Here is an 18,964-nt window from a genome sequence, read left to right as displayed (position 1 = left end):
CTAAATGTATAGCGTTGGGTCTATTATCAGGTCTTCGTCGTTTTCTTGTCTTGTCAAAGGGGAGTTTTTTGCAGGAATCCCGATAGCTACAGTGCGCTCGGGCACGGGTTTGGTTACTACGGCATTTGCGCCAATCTTCGAATCCGAGCCCACCTCGATGGGGCCCAGCACCTTTACTCCGGATCCGATCATCACTCGATCCCCAATGGTGGGGCGGCGTTTCCCAGGAGTCATCGAGACTCCTCCTAAAGTTACCTGGTGAAACAGGACGCAATCTTCGCCGACCTGTGCAGTCTCGCCAATTACCGTTCCTACTGCGTGGTCGATGAAAAGGCGCCGCCCAATAGTGGCTCCCGGGTGAATGTCGACCCCGGTGAGCACTCGCGCTAGGGACGAGATCACGCGGGCGGCAAGAGGATGTTTCTTCTTCCACAGGGAATGCGCCATGCGGTAGTCCCACAGCGCGTGGACGCCCGGGTAGGTGAGCGCAACTTCTACTTTCGACCTTGCGGCCGGATCGCGCTTCTGGGCGGTTTCTACATCTTCGCGCAAAAGCGCCAGGAGGGAGCCTTTGGGGTGAGTGTGCATTTTGATATTGTCTCCCTTCCTGGCGCTCTAGGCGCTTTTAGTTCCTATTCTGCGAATTTAGCAAAAAGTGGGGTGGACAGGTACCGCTCGCCAGTGTCGGGCAACAGCGTGACAATGCGCTTGCCCTCGAATTCGGGGCGAGAGGCGACCTGCAGCGCGGCATAGGTGGCAGCGCCAGCAGAAATGCCAACTAGCAGGCCTTCGTCGCGGGCCAGCTTCTGTGCAGTTGCGATTGCCTCGTCTCCGGGCACCGTCAGTACCTCGTCGACCACATCACTGTTGTAGTTCTTGGGAACGAAGTTAGCGCCAATTCCCTGAATCTTGTGCGGGCCCGCCTTGCCTTCGCTGAGGAGCGGAGATTCTGCAGGTTCAACTGCGAAAATCTTGATGTCTGGGTTGTGCTTCTTCAGGGTCTCTGCCACGCCAGAAACTGTGCCGCCAGTGCCGACGCCGGCAACGAATGCGTCAACCTTGCCATCGGTGTCAGCCCAGATCTCTTCGGCAGTAGTCTCGCGATGGATCTTAGGGTTGGCTTCGTTGGTGAACTGGGAAGCCAGCACCGCTCCGCGGCGCTCCTCAACAATCTTCTTTGCTGCATCTACGGTTCCCTGCATGCCCTCAGAAGCGGGAGTCAGCACCAGTTCGGCGCCGAAAGCGCGCATCAAGATGCGACGCTCCTTCGACATGGATTCCGGCATGGTTACAACAACGTTGTAGCCGCGGGCAGCGCCGACCATTGCCAGTGCGACGCCGGTGTTACCCGAAGTGGATTCCACGATGGTGCCGCCTGCGGGCAGTTCTCCGGAAGCCTCGGCGGCATCAATAATTGCTACCGCAATGCGATCCTTGACCGAGGACGCAGGGTTGAAGGCCTCGACCTTTGCGACGACCTCGGCGGGAATGTCTTTCGCGATCTTATTGAGCTTTACTAGCGGAGTCTTGCCTACCAGTTCAGAAACGTTAGCTGCGATGGTCATATAAATATCCTTGTAAAAATAGGTGTGTAAGTGAATTCAGAAAATGGGTAAAAATGGGTGGACCGAAATAGGCAAACCTTATTCGGGCACCCTAGATACACTGGCAGCAGCTGGTGGCGATGGTAGCGACAACGATGACGTTCATAGCCCCTCCTGCTGCTCGTACTTACAAGGTCCAAGATAAACTCAGCGGTTGTAGACAACTGGCGCAAACTATCTTGCTATTAGAAATGCAACTGCTAGGGGGTCAGAAAGGAGCAATTTGGTGAAAACTCTACGAGTCTCTCCCGTCCGCAATGAAATAGAGATCAAGCGATCCCAATTCATTACCACCATGGTGCGAGTTAGGGACGAAGAAGGCGCGCGCAAAGCCATCGAGGGCGTGCGCAAAGAGTATTCCGATGCTCGCCATCACTGCACCGCGTTCATTGTGAGGGCGGACGGCCGCCTCCCCATCGAACGCTCCAGCGACGACGGAGAACCCTCGGGCACCGCCGGTGCTCCAATGCTTGAAGCCCTCCGCGGCCGAGAACTAATAGATGTAGTAGCGATAGTGTCCAGGTATTTCGGTGGAATCAAACTGGGCACCGGTGGGCTGGTGCGGGCGTACACCGACTCCGTAGTCGAAGCAGTGAAACGGGCAAAACTAGTGCGCCTAGAGGAACGCCAAATATGGAACGTGGGAGTAGAACATGCGGTGGCAGGGAAAGTAGAAGCGGCCCTGCGCGGCGCGGGATGGCAAATAAGTGAAGTCACCTACGGTTCAAGACTCGCAACAATGCACCTGCCAATAAGTGAAAATGAAGTCAAAAAACTCGAAGAAGAAGTAGAAGCGCTCACTAGGGGAGCGGGGCAAACAAGCTACCAAGCCACAAAAACTGTTGAAATTCCGCTATGAAACTGCACAAATGTGACCTATTGCAAAGGGCGCGTATTCCGGTTTAGCCGGCACAAATGTTAGGGTATATGAGTTGTCTAAGTGGTGGCCGCAGGCTACCCCTCGAAAGTTAAGTCGTGCCAAAAGTGCACGAGCCCTGGAAGGAGCGGCCAAATGGCAGTACCGAAGCGGAAGATGTCCCGCGCAAATACTCGTACGCGCCGGTCGACTTGGAAGGCTAAGCTGACTGATCTGCAGTCTGTTCGCGCAGGTGGCCGCGACGTTGTAATGCCTCGTCGTCTAGCCAAAGCAGCAAAGCTAGGTCTTTTTGAGCCGGCTAACGAGATCGACGCCTAGTCGGTTTCATAACTGCAATCCCCGCACCTCGGTGCGGGGATTTTTTTATCAGCCTCGCGGGGCAGTCCCGCCCTTCCTCACTCGGCACAAAAAAAGACGAGAACTCCCGCTCTCGCCCTTTTTCGGCCTCGTTCGTCGGGGTATTCGGTCACCACGTTCCCTACGACCCCTTCCTCACTCGGCACAAAAAAAGACGAGAACTCCCGTTCTCGCCCTTTTTCGGCCTCGTTCGTCGGGGTGACAGGATTTGAACCTGCGACATCTTGCTCCCAAAGCAAGCGCGCTACCAAGCTGCGCCACACCCCGCGGCTCGTACAATATACCCCACCGAAGAGGAATAGGAAAATTAACTTCGATTAGGAAAACTGAAAACAGTACGCTACACTGATCCAGTCGCCAGATGGCGAACACGCGAGTGTAGTTTAATGGTAAAACCTCAGCCTTCCAAGCTGATGACGCGGGTTCGATTCCCGTCACTCGCTCCACTAAATAAAAGCCGGCTCTAGCCGTAAGCACAAATCCATCGCTAACAGTCCGGCAGAAAAAACACTCAAAAGCACGCGAAAGTGCATTCGCGCAAGTCATGCCTGTTTTCGCTACGCCGTGTGACCTTCACGACGAAAATATGAAAAAGGTAAGGCTAACCTTGCTTTATCGGGTTGGGTGGGACACAATTTTGCTGTCCAAATAGCCTTCGAAAGAGAAGCGATGAAAACTAAACTAATCGGAGCTATCTCCCCATTAGCTCTAGGTATCTTGATTGCTGTTGCTCCTTTCACCTTCGCACCTGTGTGCATGGGTGAGCCGGGCGACTACATGCCCTGCCACTGGACTGCTCAGGCCTCCCTCGGCATTGGCGTTGTGATAGCCCTGCTCGGCCTGATTACACTCTTCGTTGCGCCAAAGGTACGCGCAGGCCTATCCATTGCAGTCGTCCTCGTGGCGGCGCTCGAAATTGCCATTGTCACCAAGCTGATTGGCGTTTGTGGTATGGCTATGATGCACTGTCACTCACTTACCCGCCCGACGCTACTGGTTCTGAGCGTACTAGCTATCGTTATCAGCGCAGTAGTGGCATACCTCGATCTACGCAACGGAGCTGAAACTAAGTAGTAATGTCTACAAACCTCGTCACTTTAGGAAAGCTACCCAAGAAGAATCTATCGGCGAAGCCCGGTCGCACAGTCGGACTGATCGTCGTCGTAGCAGTCCTTTCCTTCGTCTTCTTTGGCGGATCTCTGGCAGCACTTTCGATGAAGGCAGGGCTGTCCAGCGTGAAGGCGCGAATGGGAGCCGACATCATGGTCGTCCCCAAGGGTGCAGAAAAGGAAGCCGCTGGGATCTTCACGAAGGGCAATCCCGGAACCTTCTATTTCAAGAAGGACCCGACGCCCTCCGTGAAGAAAGTGGCGGGGGTAAAGAACGTAACCACGCAAACCTACATTTCTTCGCTGAAGGCGCCATGCTGCGCCACCCAGCTTCAGATCATTGGATTTGACCCTAAAACAGACTTCGTTATTGCGCCGTGGATTCGTTCCCAATATTCCGACAAGCTGCAAGACGGGCAAGTAATCGCGGGCGCCAACATCGTCCCTGCGGAGAACGGCAATATTAAGCTGTTCAATCACCAGTTCCCCGTGGCAGCCCATCTGGCCCCCACCGGCACGAGCTTTGACAACTCCGTATTTATCAATCCGAATACCACGAAGATGGTGATCAGCTATTCGAAAGCCGTTGGCCGTCCCGCTGTGGCGGGCGTCGACAAGGCTGTGTCGAATGTGTTGGTTGAAGTAGAGAAGGGCTACCAAGCGGAGGACGTAGCCGCCTACATCAATGCCATGGGCGATATGCGTGAGGTGGGCGCAGTAACTCCTGCGGGGCTGACCTCAAAGATGAAGGCCACCCTGGGATCTACTACTAATTACATGTTCGGTTTCCTAGGACTATTTTGGGTGACCGGAATTATCGTTTTGGTCGCGGTGTTCGCGGCCGCCGCCAACGAGCGCAAGAGAGAACTAGCGACCCTGCGAATCCTGGGAGCCAGAAAAGCCGAACTGGTGAAGCTGCTAATGACGGAAGCTGCCATGTTAGGAGCTAGCGGCGGCGCCGTGGGCGTATTCCTAGGGGCACTAATCATGTACCCCTTCGCGGGACTCATTCAGTCAAATATGCAATTGCCATATTTGCCCACCGGATGGGCAACGGGAATTTGCTTGGCGCTGGCTTGCCTAATATTCTCGACTCTTACCGCCGTTATTGCGGCCGCATTGGCCACGCGAAAAGTCCTTTCTAAGGAAACTTATCTGACCTTTAGGGCAGGGGAGTAGGCATGATTCTAGAAGCTAAGGCACTTAGCCGTTCTTTTGTGCGCCGTGGCAAGCCGTTTGCGGCAGTAGACAAAGTAGATCTAACTATTGACGAGGGCGAATTCGTAGCTATCGTCGGCCGCTCCGGCAACGGCAAAACTACCTTGCTAAACCTGCTCACGGGTATTTTGGAACCCGATACTGGAACCGTGCACATCTGCGGGAAAGATCTGGCAGAGCTAACTGACCGCGAAATCTCTCATCTGCGCAATAAGACGGTCGGCTATGTCACCCAGCAGTCTTCCCTGCTGCCGTCTCTGACTATTTTGCAAAACGTGCTGTTGCCTGCCGCTATGGCAGACAAGGATGAGGACGAAGTGCTACCTAGAGCATTGGAGCTGATGAAGAAGCTCGGGATAGCGGACTTGACTTTAGCGATGCCCAGCGAGCTCTCTGGTGGGGAATTGCGACGGGTGTCTATTGCCCGGGCCCTAGTGAACGAGCCGGAGCTGATTATTACCGATGAGCCCACTGGGGATCTGGATTCTGAAAGCACAGAACTGGTCATGAATCTACTGGCAGAAGAGGCCGAGCAAAAACATGCGGTGCTCATGGTGACACACGATCTAGAGGCGTTGAACTGGGCCCAGTCGATATACAAGATTGACAGGGGTAGACTAACCAGGTCTGATTCAAAGTAGTTGGGATTTTTATGCTGGATCGTCAGGAAACCGCCAATACCGCCGCCGAACTAGCAGAGAATCTAAAACGTAGTGGACTCGGCGTAGAAGGCCTTGCTGACCGCGCCGGGGTGGACGTGGCCACTACCCGCCAGACTTTGTCCTTGGCTCCGGGGTGCGATCCCGCCCTCGTGTGGCTTTTGCGCGACAAGCTCGAGACGGCAGTCAAAGATGCCGGTGGGGAAGTCTACCCGTTCAGCAAGTTGACCGAGAGGGCTCGGCGCAGCGCCAGAGGGTGGTTCGGCGTGCGCGACGAGCGTTAGCCCTCGAATACCGACAGGAACTGTACGATTCGTTCGTCCGTGGAATTGAAGAATTCCTGGGGCGTTCCGTCGAAATATATCTTTCCATCTATAAGTAACAGCACCGCATCGGCAACCCTGCGGGCAAAAGACATGTCGTGCGTGACCACTACTAATCCTTGGCCGCGGGCAGCGAGTTTGGTCAACACTTTCGATACCTCGGCGGCTAGTTCCGGGTCGAGGGCGGAGGTTGGCTCGTCGCAAAAAAGGTACTTTGGTTCTAGCGCCATTGCCCTTGCGATAGCGGCGCGCTGTGCCTGCCCGCCAGAAAGGGCAGCGGGATAAGAGTCGGCCTTTTCGGCCATGCCTACATCTTGGAGCAGCCGTTCTGTGTCGAGAGGGCCCTTTCGTTTCAAAACTTTCGGAGCTAGCTCGACATTCTGCCTAACTGTTAGGTGGGGGAACAGGTGGTAGCCCTGGAAGACCATGGCCGAGTGCTGGCGGAGGTTCTCTTTGGCTGCGCGGCTGACCTTCGTGGGGAAAGCCAACTCGGCGTCTTCCACCTGTAGATGGCCTTCATCTGGTATTTCGAGCAGGTTGAGCGTGCGCAGAAGAGTTGATTTACCCGATCCGGAAGGGCCAACAATCACTGTCGTTTTTCCGGGGGCGAAAGAAGCGGAAACCCCATCTAGGGCATGCGCTTTGCCGGGGAAGGATTTTGAGAGGTCTTTGATGCTAATCATTGGTTACCACATACTTTGAAGTTTTCTTTTCTAAGTAGCCCTGCAGCCATGTAAGGCCCGTGCAAATGACTAAATAGATGGCTGCTACCTCGGTGTAAAGAATGAGCGGTTCGTAGGTGCGGGCGGTGATCTGCTGGCCTACCTGGAACACATCGGAGATCGTGATTACCGAGGCAAGCGAGGTGGACTTTACTAGGTTCACAAATTCATTTCCGAGTGGGGGCAAGGCAATGCGCCAGATCTGCGGCCCAATGACGTGGCGCAGTGTTTGCCAATGACTTAGCCGCAGCGTTGAGGCAGCTTCCCATTGGCCGGCGGGGATGGACAGTTGCGCCCCGCGCACGCCCTCGGCAATGTAGGCACCCGAGTTAAGCGAGAAAGTAACGATTGCGGCGGTCCATGGAGAGAAGGAGACGCCTAGTTTTGGGAGGCCGTAGAAGACGATAAATAGTTGGACGAGGACGGGAGTCCCCCTGAAAATCCATACATACAACCACGCAATGGACCGGGCCGCGGCCAGTTTAGACAGCCTCAGCTGGGCGGTCGCGATACCTAGCAACAGCGCGATTACGAACGAAACGAGCGATAGGGGGATAGTGACCTTGGCGGTTGCCGCAAGCAACTGCGGAAAGGCCTCGATCCAAAGCGTGATTGTATGCATTAGAGTCCTTACTTGGGGGAGATATCTTCGCCGATTTGCTGGATGAAGATCAACGAGAATGCTCCGTTATCTTGTCCCTTAGAGATGGAGGCATTGAGCTTCTTCTTTAGCTCCTCCTGATGCTTCGGGAGCATGATCGCGATCTTTACTGGTTCCGCGTCGGGAACGTCCACGGCGCGGAAACCCTTCTGGGAGTTCTTCTTCAAGAAGGCAGCTACCGTGACCACGTCGTTGACCGTGCAGTCAGCCTGACCGTTGGCAATCAACTGGGTCGATTCGGAAAAGCCCTGGGAGGGAACTACATTTGCGCCCGCCTTGGCGGCAGTCTGACCATAGTCCGAAGAGGGAGTTTGGGCGCACTTCTTGCCCTTGATGTCCGCAAGCGAATTGATGTCCGAGTCTTCCTTGGTCAGGATCTGCGGACGAGAAAGAGCATATGGCTTGGTGAAGTCATACTTCTGCTTGCGTTCTTCGGTCGGGTTGATGTTGTTGATTACGATGTCGTACTTATTGGTGTCCAGGCCTGCAATGAGCGAATCCCACTTAGTTTCAATGAACTCGGGTTTCACTCCCATGTATTTGGCGATCTGCTTGGCAATTTCTACCTCAAAGCCCACTAGCTTGCCCGAAGGATCATGGTAGCCGTAGGGGACGAAGGTGCCTTCAATACCGACCCGGATTTTGCCTTCAGACTCTATTTTCTTAGCGGAATCCGAGGCGGAGCTAGAGCAGCCTACTAGTGCAAGTGCTGCGATTGTGCTGGCGGCAATGAAACGTAGTGTCTTTTTCATTATTCCTCGTTATTTAGTGGGGTTACATAAGAAAGCGCTCCAAGTAGATCGGCGCGCAGGTCTGCCACGTCCTCAATTCCTACAGCGAGGCGGAGCAGTTGATCCGAGATGCCTGCCTTTTCTCGTTCTTCGGGGGTCAGGTCTTCGTGGATCATGGTGGCCGGGTGGCAAATTAGGGTTTCTACCGAGCCCAGCGATACGGCAAAGCGAATGATGTTGAGGTGGGAGGCGAAGGTGTGAAAATCGATGCCTTTCTTCAGCTCAAATGAGAAGAGGGCGCCGTCGCCATGCGATTGGCGAGCGTGGATTTGAGCCTCTTTTTCTGAATACCACCCGGGTGTAAGGACGCGCTCGACTGCGGGGTGCTCTTCTAGTGCTTTTCGTAGTTCGAGGGCGTTCTGCTGTTGGCGGTCCATCCTGATAACTAGAGTCTTTAGGCCGCGCAGGATGGAGTAGGAGTCGAAAGGAGAAAGGGGATTGCCCAGTGCTTTTGAGGCAATCTTCAAGCTCGCATACCATTCCTCATCATTGGTGAGGATGAAGCCTGCCAGGACGTCAGAGTGCCCTCCCAGGTACTTTGTTCCCGAGTAAACGACCGCATCTGCCCCGAGTGCGAGTGGGTCTTGCAGGTAGGAGGTAGAGAAGGTGTTGTCGACTACTACCCTCGCGCCGCTTTGCTTCGCCAGGCCGGCTACGTGCGCAATGTCGGTGACTCGCAAAGTGGGGTTGGTGGGCGATTCGACGAAGATAAGGGCGGTGTCAGAAGGGATTTCAGTTATCGCGTTGAAGTCGGGCACGAACTGATATTCGATGGCTCGTGCCTCGAAGAACTTCTCTGCAAACAGGAAAGTGCCGCCGTAAACGGAGGAGGTTAGCAGTACCCGGTCGCCTGCCTTTAGGGAAGAGAAAATAGTTGCGCTTGCAGCCATTCCCGTAGCGAAAGCGAGGGCGTGTTCGGCGCCCTCGACGTAAGCTACCGCTGATTCGACGGCACCGCGGGTGGGATTGCCGCTGCGCTGATAACCGTAGGCCGCTGGGGTCCCGTCGGCATGTTGAGCAAAGGTGGAGGCGAGATAAATGGGTGGTACTACTGCTTGATACTGATCATGGGGCCGCGCTGCAGAGAAGTCGTTTACGACGCGGGTAGCAATGGATAGAGGGGTATTGCGTTTAGACATGTTGAATCCACTCAGCGTAGGGGGAGTGACTGGATATACTGCTCCAGCAGGAAGGAAAAGAGAATTGGCGCTCGGGGCGCCTATTGAAGCGCTAGGAAAAATCGACTAGCGACACATGTGGCACATGCACATACACATACAGGTATCCATAGCCATAGTGGCGGACTGTACTGCGTTAGTGTTCTTAGCCATGCCGACCATGCTAACGAGTGAAGGTTGCGTAGGCAAATTTTGTCCATATCCGTAGACTCGCCTAAAACGAGCGTTTTGGTTGTTGGCAGTGAGTTTTAAAAGGCGTAACAGCTCACAGCTTTGCCCGCGCGTTTCCTTATAGGTGGGGTTTTGCTTTAGTATCAGAGGGATTGGCACTTTAGCCGGAATAACGTAGATACATTTGGAGTTCGAAACTGTGAAGACCACTGTTGAAAACCTTGCGAAGACCAAGGTCAAGCTGACCGTAGAGGTTTCAGCTGAAGAGCTACAGCCCGCAATGGATAAGGCATACAAGGAGGTTGGCCAGCAGGTCAACGTTCCTGGCTTCCGTAAGGGACATGTGCCTCCGCAGATTATTGATCGTCGCATTGGTCGCGCCTATGTCGTCGAGCAGGCGATCAACTCGAAGATGTCTGATTTCTACAGCCAGGCTCTGGCCGAGGCAAAGGTGCAGCCGTTGGCTCAGCCTGCCATCGAGGTAACTGATATTCCGACTGGCAAGGGCGAAGATCAGAAGCTGGTATTCACCGCCGAAGTCGAGATCATGCCCGAGTTCGAGATTGCTTCTACCGACGGCCTGAAGATCAAGGTCGACAACGTTTCGGTCTCTGATGACGACGTGGAGGCAGAGCTGGATCAGCTACGCACTCGCTTCGGCTCCCTGAAGGGTGTTGAGCGTGCGGCCCAGAAGGGCGACTTCGTTTCTATCGACATGAACGCTTCGGTCGAGGGCGAGGAAATCGATTCGGTTTCTGGCGTTTCCTACGAGGTCGGTTCCGGCTCCATGATGGAGGGGATGGACGAGGCCCTTGAGGGCATGTCTGCCGGCGAGGAGACCGATTTTGACACCACCATGCGCGGTGGCGACCACGAGGGCGAAGCTGGCAAGGTGCACCTGAAGCTGCGCTCCGTGAAGGTCCGGGAGCTGCCGGAAGCTGATGACGACTTTGCTCAGATGGCTTCTGAGTTTGACACCATCGGAGAGCTGCGCGCCGACCTGCGCAAGAATGTCGAGCAGGGCAAGGCTGGCGAGCAGGCTGTCCAGGCCCGCGATCGTGTCCTGGAGCACCTGCGCGACAACACTGAGGTGCCGCTGCCCGAGGACATCCTGAAGTCCGAGATTGAGGCCCGCGTAGACGAGTCCGCTTCGGATGAGGAAAAGGAAGAGGCTAAGAAGGCAATCGAGGCTTCGCTGAAGGACCAGCTGCTGCTCGACAAGCTAGTCGCCGAGAAGCAGGTGCAGGTTTCTCAGCAGGAGCTGTTGGAGTTCATCTTCCAGACTGCCCAGGCTTACGGCATTGATCCCTCTCAGCTGCTCGGTGGAGAGAACGCACAGCAGCAGATGTCGGCGATGGCCGGCGACATGGCCCGCAACAAGGCACTTGTCAAGGTGCTCCGCGAGGTCGAGGTCGAAGACGAGGACGGCAACGCTGTAGATCTGTCCGAGTTCACCAAGGATCCGGCTGAAGAGGAAGCAAAGGCTACTGCTGAAGCTGCCGCCGAGGCCGCTGCAGAAGAAGCCGCAGAAGAAGAAGACAAGGGTGAAGAAGACAAGTAAGTCTTGTAGATGAAAAGTGGGGGCTTTGGCCCCCACTTTTCCTATACCCGCTTCCTGTGCCCATAGCGAAAAGACGGTATTTAGTGCAGGTATATTCGCGGGAAGTAGGTACCGTATTACCTAGCAATGAAAAAGACCTTGGAGGACGTAGTGACAAATCCAGTAGCTGCAGAACAGCCGGCACCGGGCGCTCCCGGAAGCGCTGTGTTTGAGCGTCTGCTAAAAGAGCGCATTATTTGGCTCGGTTCCGCCGTGGAAGACGAAAACGCTAACGAGATCTGCGCGAAGATGCTGCTTTTGGCAGCCGAGGATCCGGAAGCCGATATTTTCCTCTACATCAACAGCCCGGGTGGCTCGGTCACCGGTGGGATGGCTATTTACGACACCATGCAGCTGGTGCAGCCTGACGTGGCAACTGTCGCGGTAGGCCTGGCGGCCTCTATGGGGCAGCTGCTCCTGACTGCGGGGGCTCCCGGAAAACGCTACATCACCCCGCACGCTCGCGTAATGATGCACCAGCCTTCCGGCGGTATCGGAGGAACGGCTGCGGATATTCGTATCAATGCGGATCTGATCTTGCAGATGAAGAAGACGCTTGCGCAAATTACTGCTGACCGTACTGGCAAATCGCTTGAGCAGATTGAAGTCGATTCGGATCGCGACAAGTGGTTTACAGCTCAGGAGGCACTGGAATACGGTTTTGTTGACCACGTGGTCGAGCATGCCTCTGCTATCAACGCTGGAACTAACAAGTAGGAGGCAAAGATGAACAATATGGGTTTTGCAGCCTCGCTGCCGCAGGCACGCTACGTGATGCCTCAGTTTGAAGAGCGCACCGCCTACGGGTTCAAGCGTTCGGATCCCTACACTAAGCTATTTGAGGATCGGATCATTTTCTTGGGCGTTCAGGTAGATGACGCCTCCGCTGACGATGTGATGGCGCAGCTGCTAGTGCTGGAATCGCAGGATCCGGATTCTCTTATCACGATGTACATCAACAGCCCTGGTGGGTCCTTTACTGCAATGACAGCCATCTACGACACCATGCAGTACATCAAACCTGAAATCCAGACAGTGTGCCTGGGGCAGGCCGCCTCCGCCGCATCCGTCCTGCTTGCAGCTGGTAGTCCGGGCCGCCGCCTGGCTCTACCGAACGCCCGCGTACTTATTCACCAGCCTGCGCTCGCCGGCCAGGGTGGTTACGCTCAGGCCTCGGACATTGAGGTGCAGGCAAACGAGATCGACCGGATGCGCGAGTGGATGGACAACACGCTTGCTCGCCACTCCAAGCGCACTGCCGAACAGATTCATGCTGATACGCAGCGTGACAAGATCTTAACGGCAGAAGAAGCTAAGGAATACGGTCTGATCGACCAGGTGCTGCAGTCGCGCAAGATCAAGCGACTAGAGGCCTAAGTCATTGCTCTAATTGGCGGGTGAAGTGCGTGGCATATCGCGCTTCACCCGCTTTTTTGCGTAGGGTAGAAGGTGACGATCGGGGAGGGGAAAACGTGGCCACATCTGCTGAAAGCGTTGATCTTCTGAAGTGCTCTTTTTGTGGCAAGTCTCAGAAGCAGGTTCGTAAGCTCATTGCTGGGCCTGGGGTTTACATTTGCAACGAGTGTATTCAGCTGTGTGTCGAGATAATTGAAGAGGAATTGGGCCATTCTGATACCCAGGACCTCAACCGAATCCCCAAGCCCATCGAAATCTATGACTTCCTGAACCAGTACGTAATCGGCCAGGAGAGTGCTAAGAGATCACTCGCGGTGGCCGTATACAACCACTACAAGAGGGTCCGCGCCCGCGACGGGGGCAAAGAGATCGATCTGGACATGACCAAGTCCAACATCTTGATGCTGGGGCCAACAGGCACTGGCAAGACCCACCTGGCGCGTTCTTTGGCCCGGATGATGCGAGTGCCGTTCGTGATTGTCGATGCGACAGCTCTTACCGAGGCCGGGTATGTAGGCGAGGATGTCGAGAATATTCTGCTGAAACTAATCCAGGCGGCAGATGGGGACGTAAAGCGCGCCGAGCGCGGCATCATCTATATTGACGAGATCGACAAGATCGGGCGTAAAGGCGAGAACGCTTCTATTACGCGCGATGTCTCGGGCGAGGGCGTACAACAGGCCCTGCTCAAGATTATTGAGGGGACGGTTGCTTCCGTACCGCCTCAGGGAGGAAGAAAGCACCCCCACCAGGAGTTTATCGAGATAGATACTTCGGGCATCCTATTCATTGCCGCCGGAGCATTCGCTGGTATCGAGGATATTGTCCAAGAGAGGCTGGGGCGGCGCCGCACCGGCTTTGGGTCGGATCTGAAATCTAAGTCTGAGCACGGGGATCTTTATGCTCAGGTCACTACCGAAGATCTACACAAATTTGGGATGATTCCAGAATTCGTCGGGCGTCTTCCCGTCCTCACCACTGTTTCTGCTCTAGACGAGGAAGCGTTGATGCGGGTGCTTACCGAACCCAAGAACGCCCTGGTGAAGCAGTACGTAAGTTTGTTTGAGCTAGACGACGTGAAGCTTACCTTCACGGAAGAGGCACTGCGCGAGATTGCCAAGCTGGCATCTGCGCAGGGCACTGGCGCGCGGGGGCTGTCTTCGATCATGGAATCAGTTTTGAAAACCACCATGTTTGAAGTACCGTCTGATCCCACAGTCACAGAAGTGGTTATCACCCCAGAGGTGATCACCGAAGGAGCAACCGCGAGGCTAGTTAGGGAGGATCCCTCACAGCGGCGGGCAGAACGGAGCGCGTAGTGAGTGCAGATCAGACTTTGCAGGAGGGGAGTGACCTTCCTGAAGAACTAGTTCAGCTGCGAGCAACCATCGACAACATTGATGCCGCGCTTGTGCACATTCTTGCTGAACGATTCCGTTGCACCGAAAAAGTAGGGCACCTAAAAGCTAGGCTTGATTTGCCTCCGGCGGATCCGGATCGGGAGCGGCGGCAGGTAGCTAGATTGCAAGAGCTAGCGGCTGAATCCGGGCTGGATCCTGCTTTTGAGAAGAAATTCCTTCGCTTCATTGTTGACGAGGTAATCCACCACCACGTCCGCATTCGCCAGGAGTCAAAGAAGGCTTAAACAATTGTGGGGGGAGCAAAAATGCTCCCCCCACAAATTTATGTCTGCTACTTCTTGGTCGAATAGATCTCGGCTACCTCATCGGCGTGACGATGCAGGACTGCTGAGCGCTTCACCTTCAACGAGGGAGTAAGTAGACCGTTTTCAACAGTAAAGTCGGTTAGCAGGACCTTGATCTTGCGAATGGACTCTGCCCTAGAAACCTGCTTGTTTGCCCTGGCAATGGCCCGGTCTAGTGCTGCCAGCACTTCGGGGTGACGGGCAGCATCCGTAACGTCCATGTTGGGCAAATTTCGGTTCTTCAGCCACTTGGGTAGCATCTCGGTATCGAGTGTCACCAGAGCTGAGATGAACGGTTTCTGATCGCCTACCACCATAATCTGGCTGATCAGAGGGTGACCGCGAAGGGAATCTTCGAGCGTTGCTGGGACAACGTTCTTGCCGCCAGCAGTAACGATGATTTCTTTTTCGCGTCCCGTAATGGACAGGTAACCGTCCATGTCCAAGGAACCAAGATCGCCGGTGCGGAAGTAGCCGTCCTCGGTGAAAGCATCCTTGGTCCGTTCAGGGGCATTGTGGTAAGCCCGGAAAACGGAAGGGCCCTTTACCAGCACTTCGCCGTCGTCAGCAATCCGGACCTTAACCGTGGCAATCGGCGGACCAACGGTGCCGATCTTGGTGAGCCGCGGAGTATTTACTGCCAGGGGAGCATTAGTCTCGGTAAGACCGTAGCCCTCGAGAATGGTAACGCCCAGCCCTCGGAAGAAGTGGCCCAGGCGGCGGCCAAGGGGAGCGCCCCCAGAGATGACATACTTCGCGTTCGGTCCCAACAGCTTGGTGATGTTGTGAAACACCAGCTTGTCGTAGAACTCGCGCCGCGCTTTCAACGAACGTGACGGGCCCGCCTCAGTGTCAAGGGCTTCAGAGTATTCAATTGCCGTCTTGGCTGCCGCAGCAAACAGGCGCCGAGTGATCCTGTGGGAATCAGCCTTTGCCTCGGCGGCATTGTAGATCTTCTCGAGGACGCGGGGCACTGCCAGGATGTAACTAGGCCTAAATGAGGCTAGGTCACCAAGGAGGTTAGCGGTGTTCGGAGTGTGGCCGAGCACGCCGTTACCCGCGATTTGGAACATCTGCAGGAATCTTGCATACACGTGAGCTAGCGGCAAGAACAGCAACAGCCTGGAAGACTTGGGAGCTGCGATCTCGTGCATCCACTTCATCCCGTTTAGCGCCAGGTGAGTGAAATTCCCGTGAGTCAGCTCGACTCCCTTGGGCCGGCCAGACGTTCCCGAGGTGTACACGATAGACGAAAGGTCGTCGGTAGATAGTTCCGCAACTCGCTGGTCGACTTCTTCAGGAAGAACAGACCTGCCTACCTCCAGAATCTGAATGATGGCAGAGTCGTCCAGGGACAGAATCTTCTTTAGCGACTTGCCCTTGTCCTGCACGGACATTACCAGGCGCTTCAGCACCATCGTCTCAGTGACGACGAGGGTCGGATCTGCGTCCTCTAGAATCCAGGCAATCTGTTCTGCCGAGTCCGTTTCGTAGATCGGAACCAGAACAAGGCCGGCGCTCTGCGCGGCAAAGTCCAACAGAGTCCACTCGTAGCTGGTGTGCGCCATAATCGCCATGCGATCGCCGGGCTTTAGACCGAGGCCGATAAGGCCGGCAGCCACAGAGTTAACCTCGGTAAGGAACTCGGCTGCGCTCAAGTGGATCCAAGAACCACCCAACTGCGACTTTCGGTCAATCAGTGTCTGGTGCGGTGCCCTTTCAGCCCTATCGCGCAAGATCCACGGGACAGTCTGGTGCGGTTCCACCTTGGCCAGGGTTGGGCCAGTCCACTCAACCACGTCGGTCAAGGGGATCGGGGCCACTTCCTCTTCTTCTGGTTGGAACGGATCACTCATGGAGTTACTTCCTGTTCCGCTTGGCAGGAGGTTCGCCAAGCTCAAATTCGCCAGTGGTAACAGTTTCCTGATCGGCTGGCAAGATAGTCAGTTCACCCTCTACCTTAGCCGAGGCCTCAATATCTGGGCGGACTTCCTGGATTGCCGGCACCATCTGTTCGGGTACCAACAAAGACACGTGCAAGTAAGGAGTACGCTGCGAGACCTTCGCCTCGGACTTGACTTTGCGCAACGCCGCCATAGCCTGGCCTGCCGCATCGAGCAGAGCCGTGTTGCCGCCGCCCTCGCGAAGATCAGCCCCGTCCGGCCAAGGCGAAGTGTGCACCGAACCGGCGCGGTACCAGGACCAAACTTCCTCGGCAGCGTAGGGCAGGAACGGCGCCAGCAAGCGGGTTACATTGTCCACTACGATCGCTAGCGCGCAGCGGGCGGAGGCCACATCTGCTTCGCTGTAGGTACCCTCGAAGTTATTCGCGCGGTCCTTGACCAGCTCTAGATAGTTGTCGCAGAAGGACCAGAAGAAGGACTCTGCCTGTTCCAGAGCGCGGGTGTGGTCGTAGTCTTCGAAGGCAGCAGTAGCCTTGTCGATTACCTCGACCAGCTTGGCAATTACTGCCTGGTCAGCCGGCAAGGTTACCTTTGCCGGGTCCAGATCAATAGACTCGCCAGCCATCGAAAGAGCGAACTTCGAGGCGTTCAACAATTTCATAGCTAGCCGGCGGCCAACCTTCATCTCCGCCTCTTCAAAGGCCGCGTCAGTACCCAGCCTTGCCGAGGAAGCCCAGTAGCGGACCGCGTCGGAGCCGTGTTTTTCGAGCAGACCGGAAGGGGTGACCACGTTGCCCTTGGACTTCGACATCTTCTTGTGGTCCGGATCCAGGATCCAGCCCGAGATAGCGGTGTGCGAGAAGGGCAGTGCGTCAAATTCAAGGTGAGCGCGAGCAACGGTGGAGAAGAGCCAAGTACGAATGATGTCCTGGCCTTGCGGACGCAGATCCATTGGGTATACCGCATCAAAGAGCTTCTGGTCAGTGAGCCAGCCAGCCGCAATCTGCGGTGACAGGGAAGAAGTCGCCCAAGTATCTAGAATGTCCACTTCGCCAACGAATCCGCCCGCCTGGCCACGCTGGTCCTCGGTGTAGCCCTCGGGCACATCAATAGAAGGATCGATCGGGAGGGCGTCCTCGCTAGGAGTCAAAACCGCGTCGTAGTCGACTTCACCATTCTGGTCTACCTTGTACCACAGGGGGATAGGTACGCCGAAGAAGCGCTGGCGCGAGACCAGCCAGTCCGTGTTCAGGCCGCGTACCCAATTGTCGTAGCGGACGTGCATGAACTGCGGGTGGAAGACCAGTTCGTTGCCGCGGCTGATCAGCTCTTCGTTTAGGTTCTGCGATTTACCTTCGCGGGTGTAATCCTTGCCGCCGTTGCGGATGTACCACTGGCGACTCATCACGATTTCTAGAGGCTTGTCGCCCTTCTCGAAGAAGTTGGTCATTCGCTGAGTCGGCCTCGGCTCACCGATCATTTCGCCGGAAGCAGTCAGAGCTTCCACTACCGCCTTGCGGGCGCTGAAGGTGGTCTTGCCGGCCATCTCTTCGTATAGCTTCTTGCCTAAATCAGAAGTAATCCACTCTGGGGTCTGGGCAATGATACGGCCATCCTTGCGCAGGATGTTTCGAGTAGGCAGATCCAGTTCGCGCCACCACTGCACGTCGGTTAGGTCGCCGAAAGTACAGCACATGGCGATGCCAGCGCCCTTGTCCATTTCGGCGGCAGGGTGGGCCAACACGGGTACTTCAACCTCGAAACCGGGGCTCTTTACCGTCTTGCCGAACAGGTGCTGGTAACGTTCATCGTCCGGATGGGCAATGAGGGCGCAGCAAGCAGCTAGCAGTTCGGGGCGGGTCGTCTCGATAACTACGTCCTCGTCCGCATCGGTGCGGTGGAAAGCGAGGGCGTGGTAGCTACCCGGGTAGTCGCGAGCTTCCAATTCAGCCTGTGCCACCGCGGTCTTGAAGGTTACGTCCCACAGTCCCGGAGCTTCGGACTGGTAAGCCTCCCCCCGCTTCACGTTCCGAATAAAGGCAGCCTGGGCTACCTTCTGTGCCTTCTTGCCTATGGTCTGGTAGGTATGGGCCCAGTCCACGGACAGGCCCAACTGGCGCCATAGAGACTCAAATTGCTTTTCGTCCTCGATAGTGAGCTTTACGCACAATTCGATGAAGTTGCGGCGCGAGATGGGTACCTGGTCGCGCATCTTGATGGACTTGCCAGTGCCATTGTGTGGCGGCACAAAATCCGGATCATACGGAAGAGACGGGTCGCACCGGACACCGAAGTAATTCTGCACGCGACGTTCAGTGGGCAGGCCATTGTCGTCCCACCCCATCGGGTAGAAGACGGAATAGCCTTGCATGCGCTTGTAACGCGCCATCAAATCTGTGTGAGTGTAGCTGAAGACGTGGCCCACGTGCAGCGACCCCGATACGGTCGGCGGTGGGGTGTCGATCGAATATACCTTCTTGCGGTCGGTGTTTACGTCAAAGGTATAGGTATGGTTTTCATCCCAAGCCCTTGTCCACTTTTCCTCTAGGCCGTCCGGGCTCACCTTGCTGGGAACCGCCGGACTTTCCAGCATCTTCAGTTCAGTTGTCAAAATACGCTCCATAGCTAGGGCGCGGGGGTGTTCCGCGCTTCGGCTTTGTCCGGTCTAG

General features: G+C 55.6%; 19 protein-coding genes and 2 tRNA genes. 12 read left to right on the top strand and 9 right to left on the bottom strand.

What is annotated here, in order from left to right:
• Together epsC and cysK are read right to left on the bottom strand one after the other, a co-directional pair.
• Nucleotides 1-588 carry a serine O-acetyltransferase EpsC gene (epsC, locus tag AC1EKG_RS02010; RefSeq protein ID WP_481067711.1) on the bottom strand — a complete coding sequence of 196 codons (588 nt, stop codon included), beginning with the start codon at nt 586-588 and terminating at the stop codon, nt 1-3.
• Nucleotides 589-632: 44 nt separating this feature from the next.
• Entirely contained in the window at nt 633-1,565 is a 933-nt protein-coding gene (cysK, locus tag AC1EKG_RS02005) for a cysteine synthase A (protein WP_004804612.1), read from the bottom strand.
• A gap of 265 nt (nt 1,566-1,830) precedes the next feature.
• On the opposite strand from cysK, the gene AC1EKG_RS02000 reads away from it, so the two are divergent.
• Together AC1EKG_RS02000 and rpmF are read left to right on the top strand one after the other, a co-directional pair.
• Nucleotides 1,831-2,463: a YigZ family protein gene (locus tag AC1EKG_RS02000; protein ID WP_004804614.1), complete on the top strand. Its 633-nt coding sequence runs from the start codon at nt 1,831-1,833 to the stop codon at nt 2,461-2,463.
• Between the two features lie 153 nt (nt 2,464-2,616).
• The gene (gene rpmF / locus AC1EKG_RS01995; RefSeq protein WP_004804616.1) at nt 2,617-2,799 is read left to right on the top strand and encodes a 50S ribosomal protein L32; all 183 of its coding nucleotides are present in this window, start codon (nt 2,617-2,619) and stop codon (nt 2,797-2,799) included.
• A 232-nt stretch (nt 2,800-3,031) separates the two neighbouring features.
• Here the strand turns inward: rpmF and AC1EKG_RS01990 are convergent.
• Nucleotides 3,032-3,105: transfer RNA gene (locus tag AC1EKG_RS01990), tRNA-Pro, on the bottom strand.
• A gap of 105 nt (nt 3,106-3,210) precedes the next feature.
• On the opposite strand from AC1EKG_RS01990, the gene AC1EKG_RS01985 reads away from it, so the two are divergent.
• From AC1EKG_RS01985 to AC1EKG_RS01965, 5 genes are all read left to right on the top strand, one after another.
• Nucleotides 3,211-3,284, top strand: a tRNA-Gly gene (locus AC1EKG_RS01985).
• 223 nt (nt 3,285-3,507) lie between these two features.
• Complete coding sequence (locus AC1EKG_RS01980; RefSeq protein WP_004804618.1) at nt 3,508-3,912, top strand: DUF4418 family protein; 405 nt, start codon at nt 3,508-3,510, stop codon at nt 3,910-3,912.
• Nucleotides 3,913-3,914: 2 nt separating this feature from the next.
• Entirely contained in the window at nt 3,915-5,126 is a 1,212-nt protein-coding gene (locus AC1EKG_RS01975; RefSeq protein ID WP_481067710.1) for an ABC transporter permease, read from the top strand.
• A gap of 2 nt (nt 5,127-5,128) precedes the next feature.
• Entirely contained in the window at nt 5,129-5,806 is a 678-nt protein-coding gene (locus tag AC1EKG_RS01970) for an ABC transporter ATP-binding protein (RefSeq protein WP_004804621.1), read from the top strand.
• A gap of 11 nt (nt 5,807-5,817) precedes the next feature.
• Nucleotides 5,818-6,108 (top strand): DUF2316 family protein, encoded by a 291-nt coding sequence (locus AC1EKG_RS01965; protein WP_481067709.1) that lies wholly within the window; start codon nt 5,818-5,820, stop codon nt 6,106-6,108.
• Here AC1EKG_RS01965 and AC1EKG_RS01960 read toward each other — a convergent pair.
• The 4 genes from AC1EKG_RS01960 to AC1EKG_RS01945 are packed head-to-tail and all read right to left on the bottom strand — an operon-like array spanning nt 6,105 to nt 9,460.
• Entirely contained in the window at nt 6,105-6,830 is a 726-nt protein-coding gene (locus AC1EKG_RS01960) for an amino acid ABC transporter ATP-binding protein (RefSeq protein ID WP_004804625.1), read from the bottom strand. The genes AC1EKG_RS01965 and AC1EKG_RS01960 overlap by 4 nt on opposite strands.
• A complete protein-coding gene (locus tag AC1EKG_RS01955) occupies nt 6,823-7,491 on the bottom strand; it encodes an amino acid ABC transporter permease (RefSeq protein WP_004804627.1) in 669 nt (222 codons plus the stop codon). The genes AC1EKG_RS01960 and AC1EKG_RS01955 overlap by 8 nt, the downstream gene beginning before the upstream one ends.
• An 8-nt stretch (nt 7,492-7,499) precedes the next feature.
• Nucleotides 7,500-8,282, bottom strand: a complete 783-nt coding sequence (locus AC1EKG_RS01950; RefSeq protein WP_004804630.1) for a transporter substrate-binding domain-containing protein — start codon at nt 8,280-8,282, stop codon at nt 7,500-7,502.
• Nucleotides 8,282-9,460: a trans-sulfuration enzyme family protein gene (locus AC1EKG_RS01945; protein ID WP_004804633.1), complete on the bottom strand. Its 1,179-nt coding sequence runs from the start codon at nt 9,458-9,460 to the stop codon at nt 8,282-8,284. Before AC1EKG_RS01945 ends, AC1EKG_RS01950 begins: the two co-directional genes overlap by 1 nt.
• 409 nt (nt 9,461-9,869) lie before the next feature.
• On the opposite strand from AC1EKG_RS01945, the gene tig reads away from it, so the two are divergent.
• From tig to AC1EKG_RS01920, 5 genes are all read left to right on the top strand, one after another.
• Nucleotides 9,870-11,231 carry a trigger factor gene (gene tig, locus AC1EKG_RS01940; protein WP_004804635.1) on the top strand — a complete coding sequence of 454 codons (1,362 nt, stop codon included), beginning with the start codon at nt 9,870-9,872 and terminating at the stop codon, nt 11,229-11,231.
• Between the two features lie 126 nt (nt 11,232-11,357).
• Complete coding sequence (locus tag AC1EKG_RS01935; protein WP_040314596.1) at nt 11,358-11,987, top strand: ATP-dependent Clp protease proteolytic subunit; 630 nt, start codon at nt 11,358-11,360, stop codon at nt 11,985-11,987.
• A 9-nt stretch (nt 11,988-11,996) separates the two neighbouring features.
• Nucleotides 11,997-12,647, top strand: a complete 651-nt coding sequence (locus AC1EKG_RS01930) for an ATP-dependent Clp protease proteolytic subunit (RefSeq protein ID WP_004804639.1) — start codon at nt 11,997-11,999, stop codon at nt 12,645-12,647.
• A gap of 95 nt (nt 12,648-12,742) precedes the next feature.
• Nucleotides 12,743-14,005, top strand: a complete 1,263-nt coding sequence (gene clpX / locus AC1EKG_RS01925) for an ATP-dependent Clp protease ATP-binding subunit ClpX (protein WP_004804641.1) — start codon at nt 12,743-12,745, stop codon at nt 14,003-14,005.
• Entirely contained in the window at nt 14,005-14,331 is a 327-nt protein-coding gene (locus tag AC1EKG_RS01920; protein WP_004804643.1) for a chorismate mutase, read from the top strand. The genes clpX and AC1EKG_RS01920 overlap by 1 nt, the downstream gene beginning before the upstream one ends.
• A 47-nt stretch (nt 14,332-14,378) precedes the next feature.
• Here AC1EKG_RS01920 and AC1EKG_RS01915 read toward each other — a convergent pair whose 3' ends face one another.
• Entirely contained in the window at nt 14,379-16,247 is a 1,869-nt protein-coding gene (locus AC1EKG_RS01915) for an AMP-dependent synthetase/ligase (RefSeq protein WP_048706467.1), read from the bottom strand.
• Nucleotides 16,248-16,251: 4 nt separating this feature from the next.
• Entirely contained in the window at nt 16,252-18,918 is a 2,667-nt protein-coding gene (valS, locus tag AC1EKG_RS01910) for a valine--tRNA ligase (protein WP_004804647.1), read from the bottom strand.
• Between the last annotated feature and the right edge of the window lie 46 nt (nt 18,919-18,964).

It is taken from the genome of Winkia sp. C0117E2, from assembly GCF_056590455.1.
Note: the sequence above shows the minus strand (reverse complement) of the source record. Positions and strands in the feature narration are given on the sequence as shown.

Coding starts and splice junctions, on each gene's coding strand:
- epsC (WP_481067711.1), bottom strand. CDS start 588: ATGCACACTCACCCCAAAGGCTCCCTCCTGGCGCTTTTGCGCGAAGAT.
- cysK (WP_004804612.1), bottom strand. CDS start 1,565: ATGACCATCGCAGCTAACGTTTCTGAACTGGTAGGCAAGACTCCGCTA.
- rpmF (WP_004804616.1), top strand. CDS start 2,617: ATGGCAGTACCGAAGCGGAAGATGTCCCGCGCAAATACTCGTACGCGC.
- AC1EKG_RS01980 (WP_004804618.1), top strand. CDS start 3,508: ATGAAAACTAAACTAATCGGAGCTATCTCCCCATTAGCTCTAGGTATC.
- AC1EKG_RS01975 (WP_481067710.1), top strand. CDS start 3,915: ATGTCTACAAACCTCGTCACTTTAGGAAAGCTACCCAAGAAGAATCTA.
- AC1EKG_RS01970 (WP_004804621.1), top strand. CDS start 5,129: ATGATTCTAGAAGCTAAGGCACTTAGCCGTTCTTTTGTGCGCCGTGGC.
- AC1EKG_RS01965 (WP_481067709.1), top strand. CDS start 5,818: ATGCTGGATCGTCAGGAAACCGCCAATACCGCCGCCGAACTAGCAGAG.
- AC1EKG_RS01960 (WP_004804625.1), bottom strand. CDS start 6,830: ATGATTAGCATCAAAGACCTCTCAAAATCCTTCCCCGGCAAAGCGCAT.
- AC1EKG_RS01955 (WP_004804627.1), bottom strand. CDS start 7,491: ATGCATACAATCACGCTTTGGATCGAGGCCTTTCCGCAGTTGCTTGCG.
- AC1EKG_RS01950 (WP_004804630.1), bottom strand. CDS start 8,282: ATGAAAAAGACACTACGTTTCATTGCCGCCAGCACAATCGCAGCACTT.
- AC1EKG_RS01945 (WP_004804633.1), bottom strand. CDS start 9,460: ATGTCTAAACGCAATACCCCTCTATCCATTGCTACCCGCGTCGTAAAC.
- AC1EKG_RS01935 (WP_040314596.1), top strand. CDS start 11,358: ATGAAAAAGACCTTGGAGGACGTAGTGACAAATCCAGTAGCTGCAGAA.
- AC1EKG_RS01930 (WP_004804639.1), top strand. CDS start 11,997: ATGAACAATATGGGTTTTGCAGCCTCGCTGCCGCAGGCACGCTACGTG.
- AC1EKG_RS01915 (WP_048706467.1), bottom strand. CDS start 16,247: ATGAGTGATCCGTTCCAACCAGAAGAAGAGGAAGTGGCCCCGATCCCC.
- valS (WP_004804647.1), bottom strand. CDS start 18,918: ATGGAGCGTATTTTGACAACTGAACTGAAGATGCTGGAAAGTCCGGCG.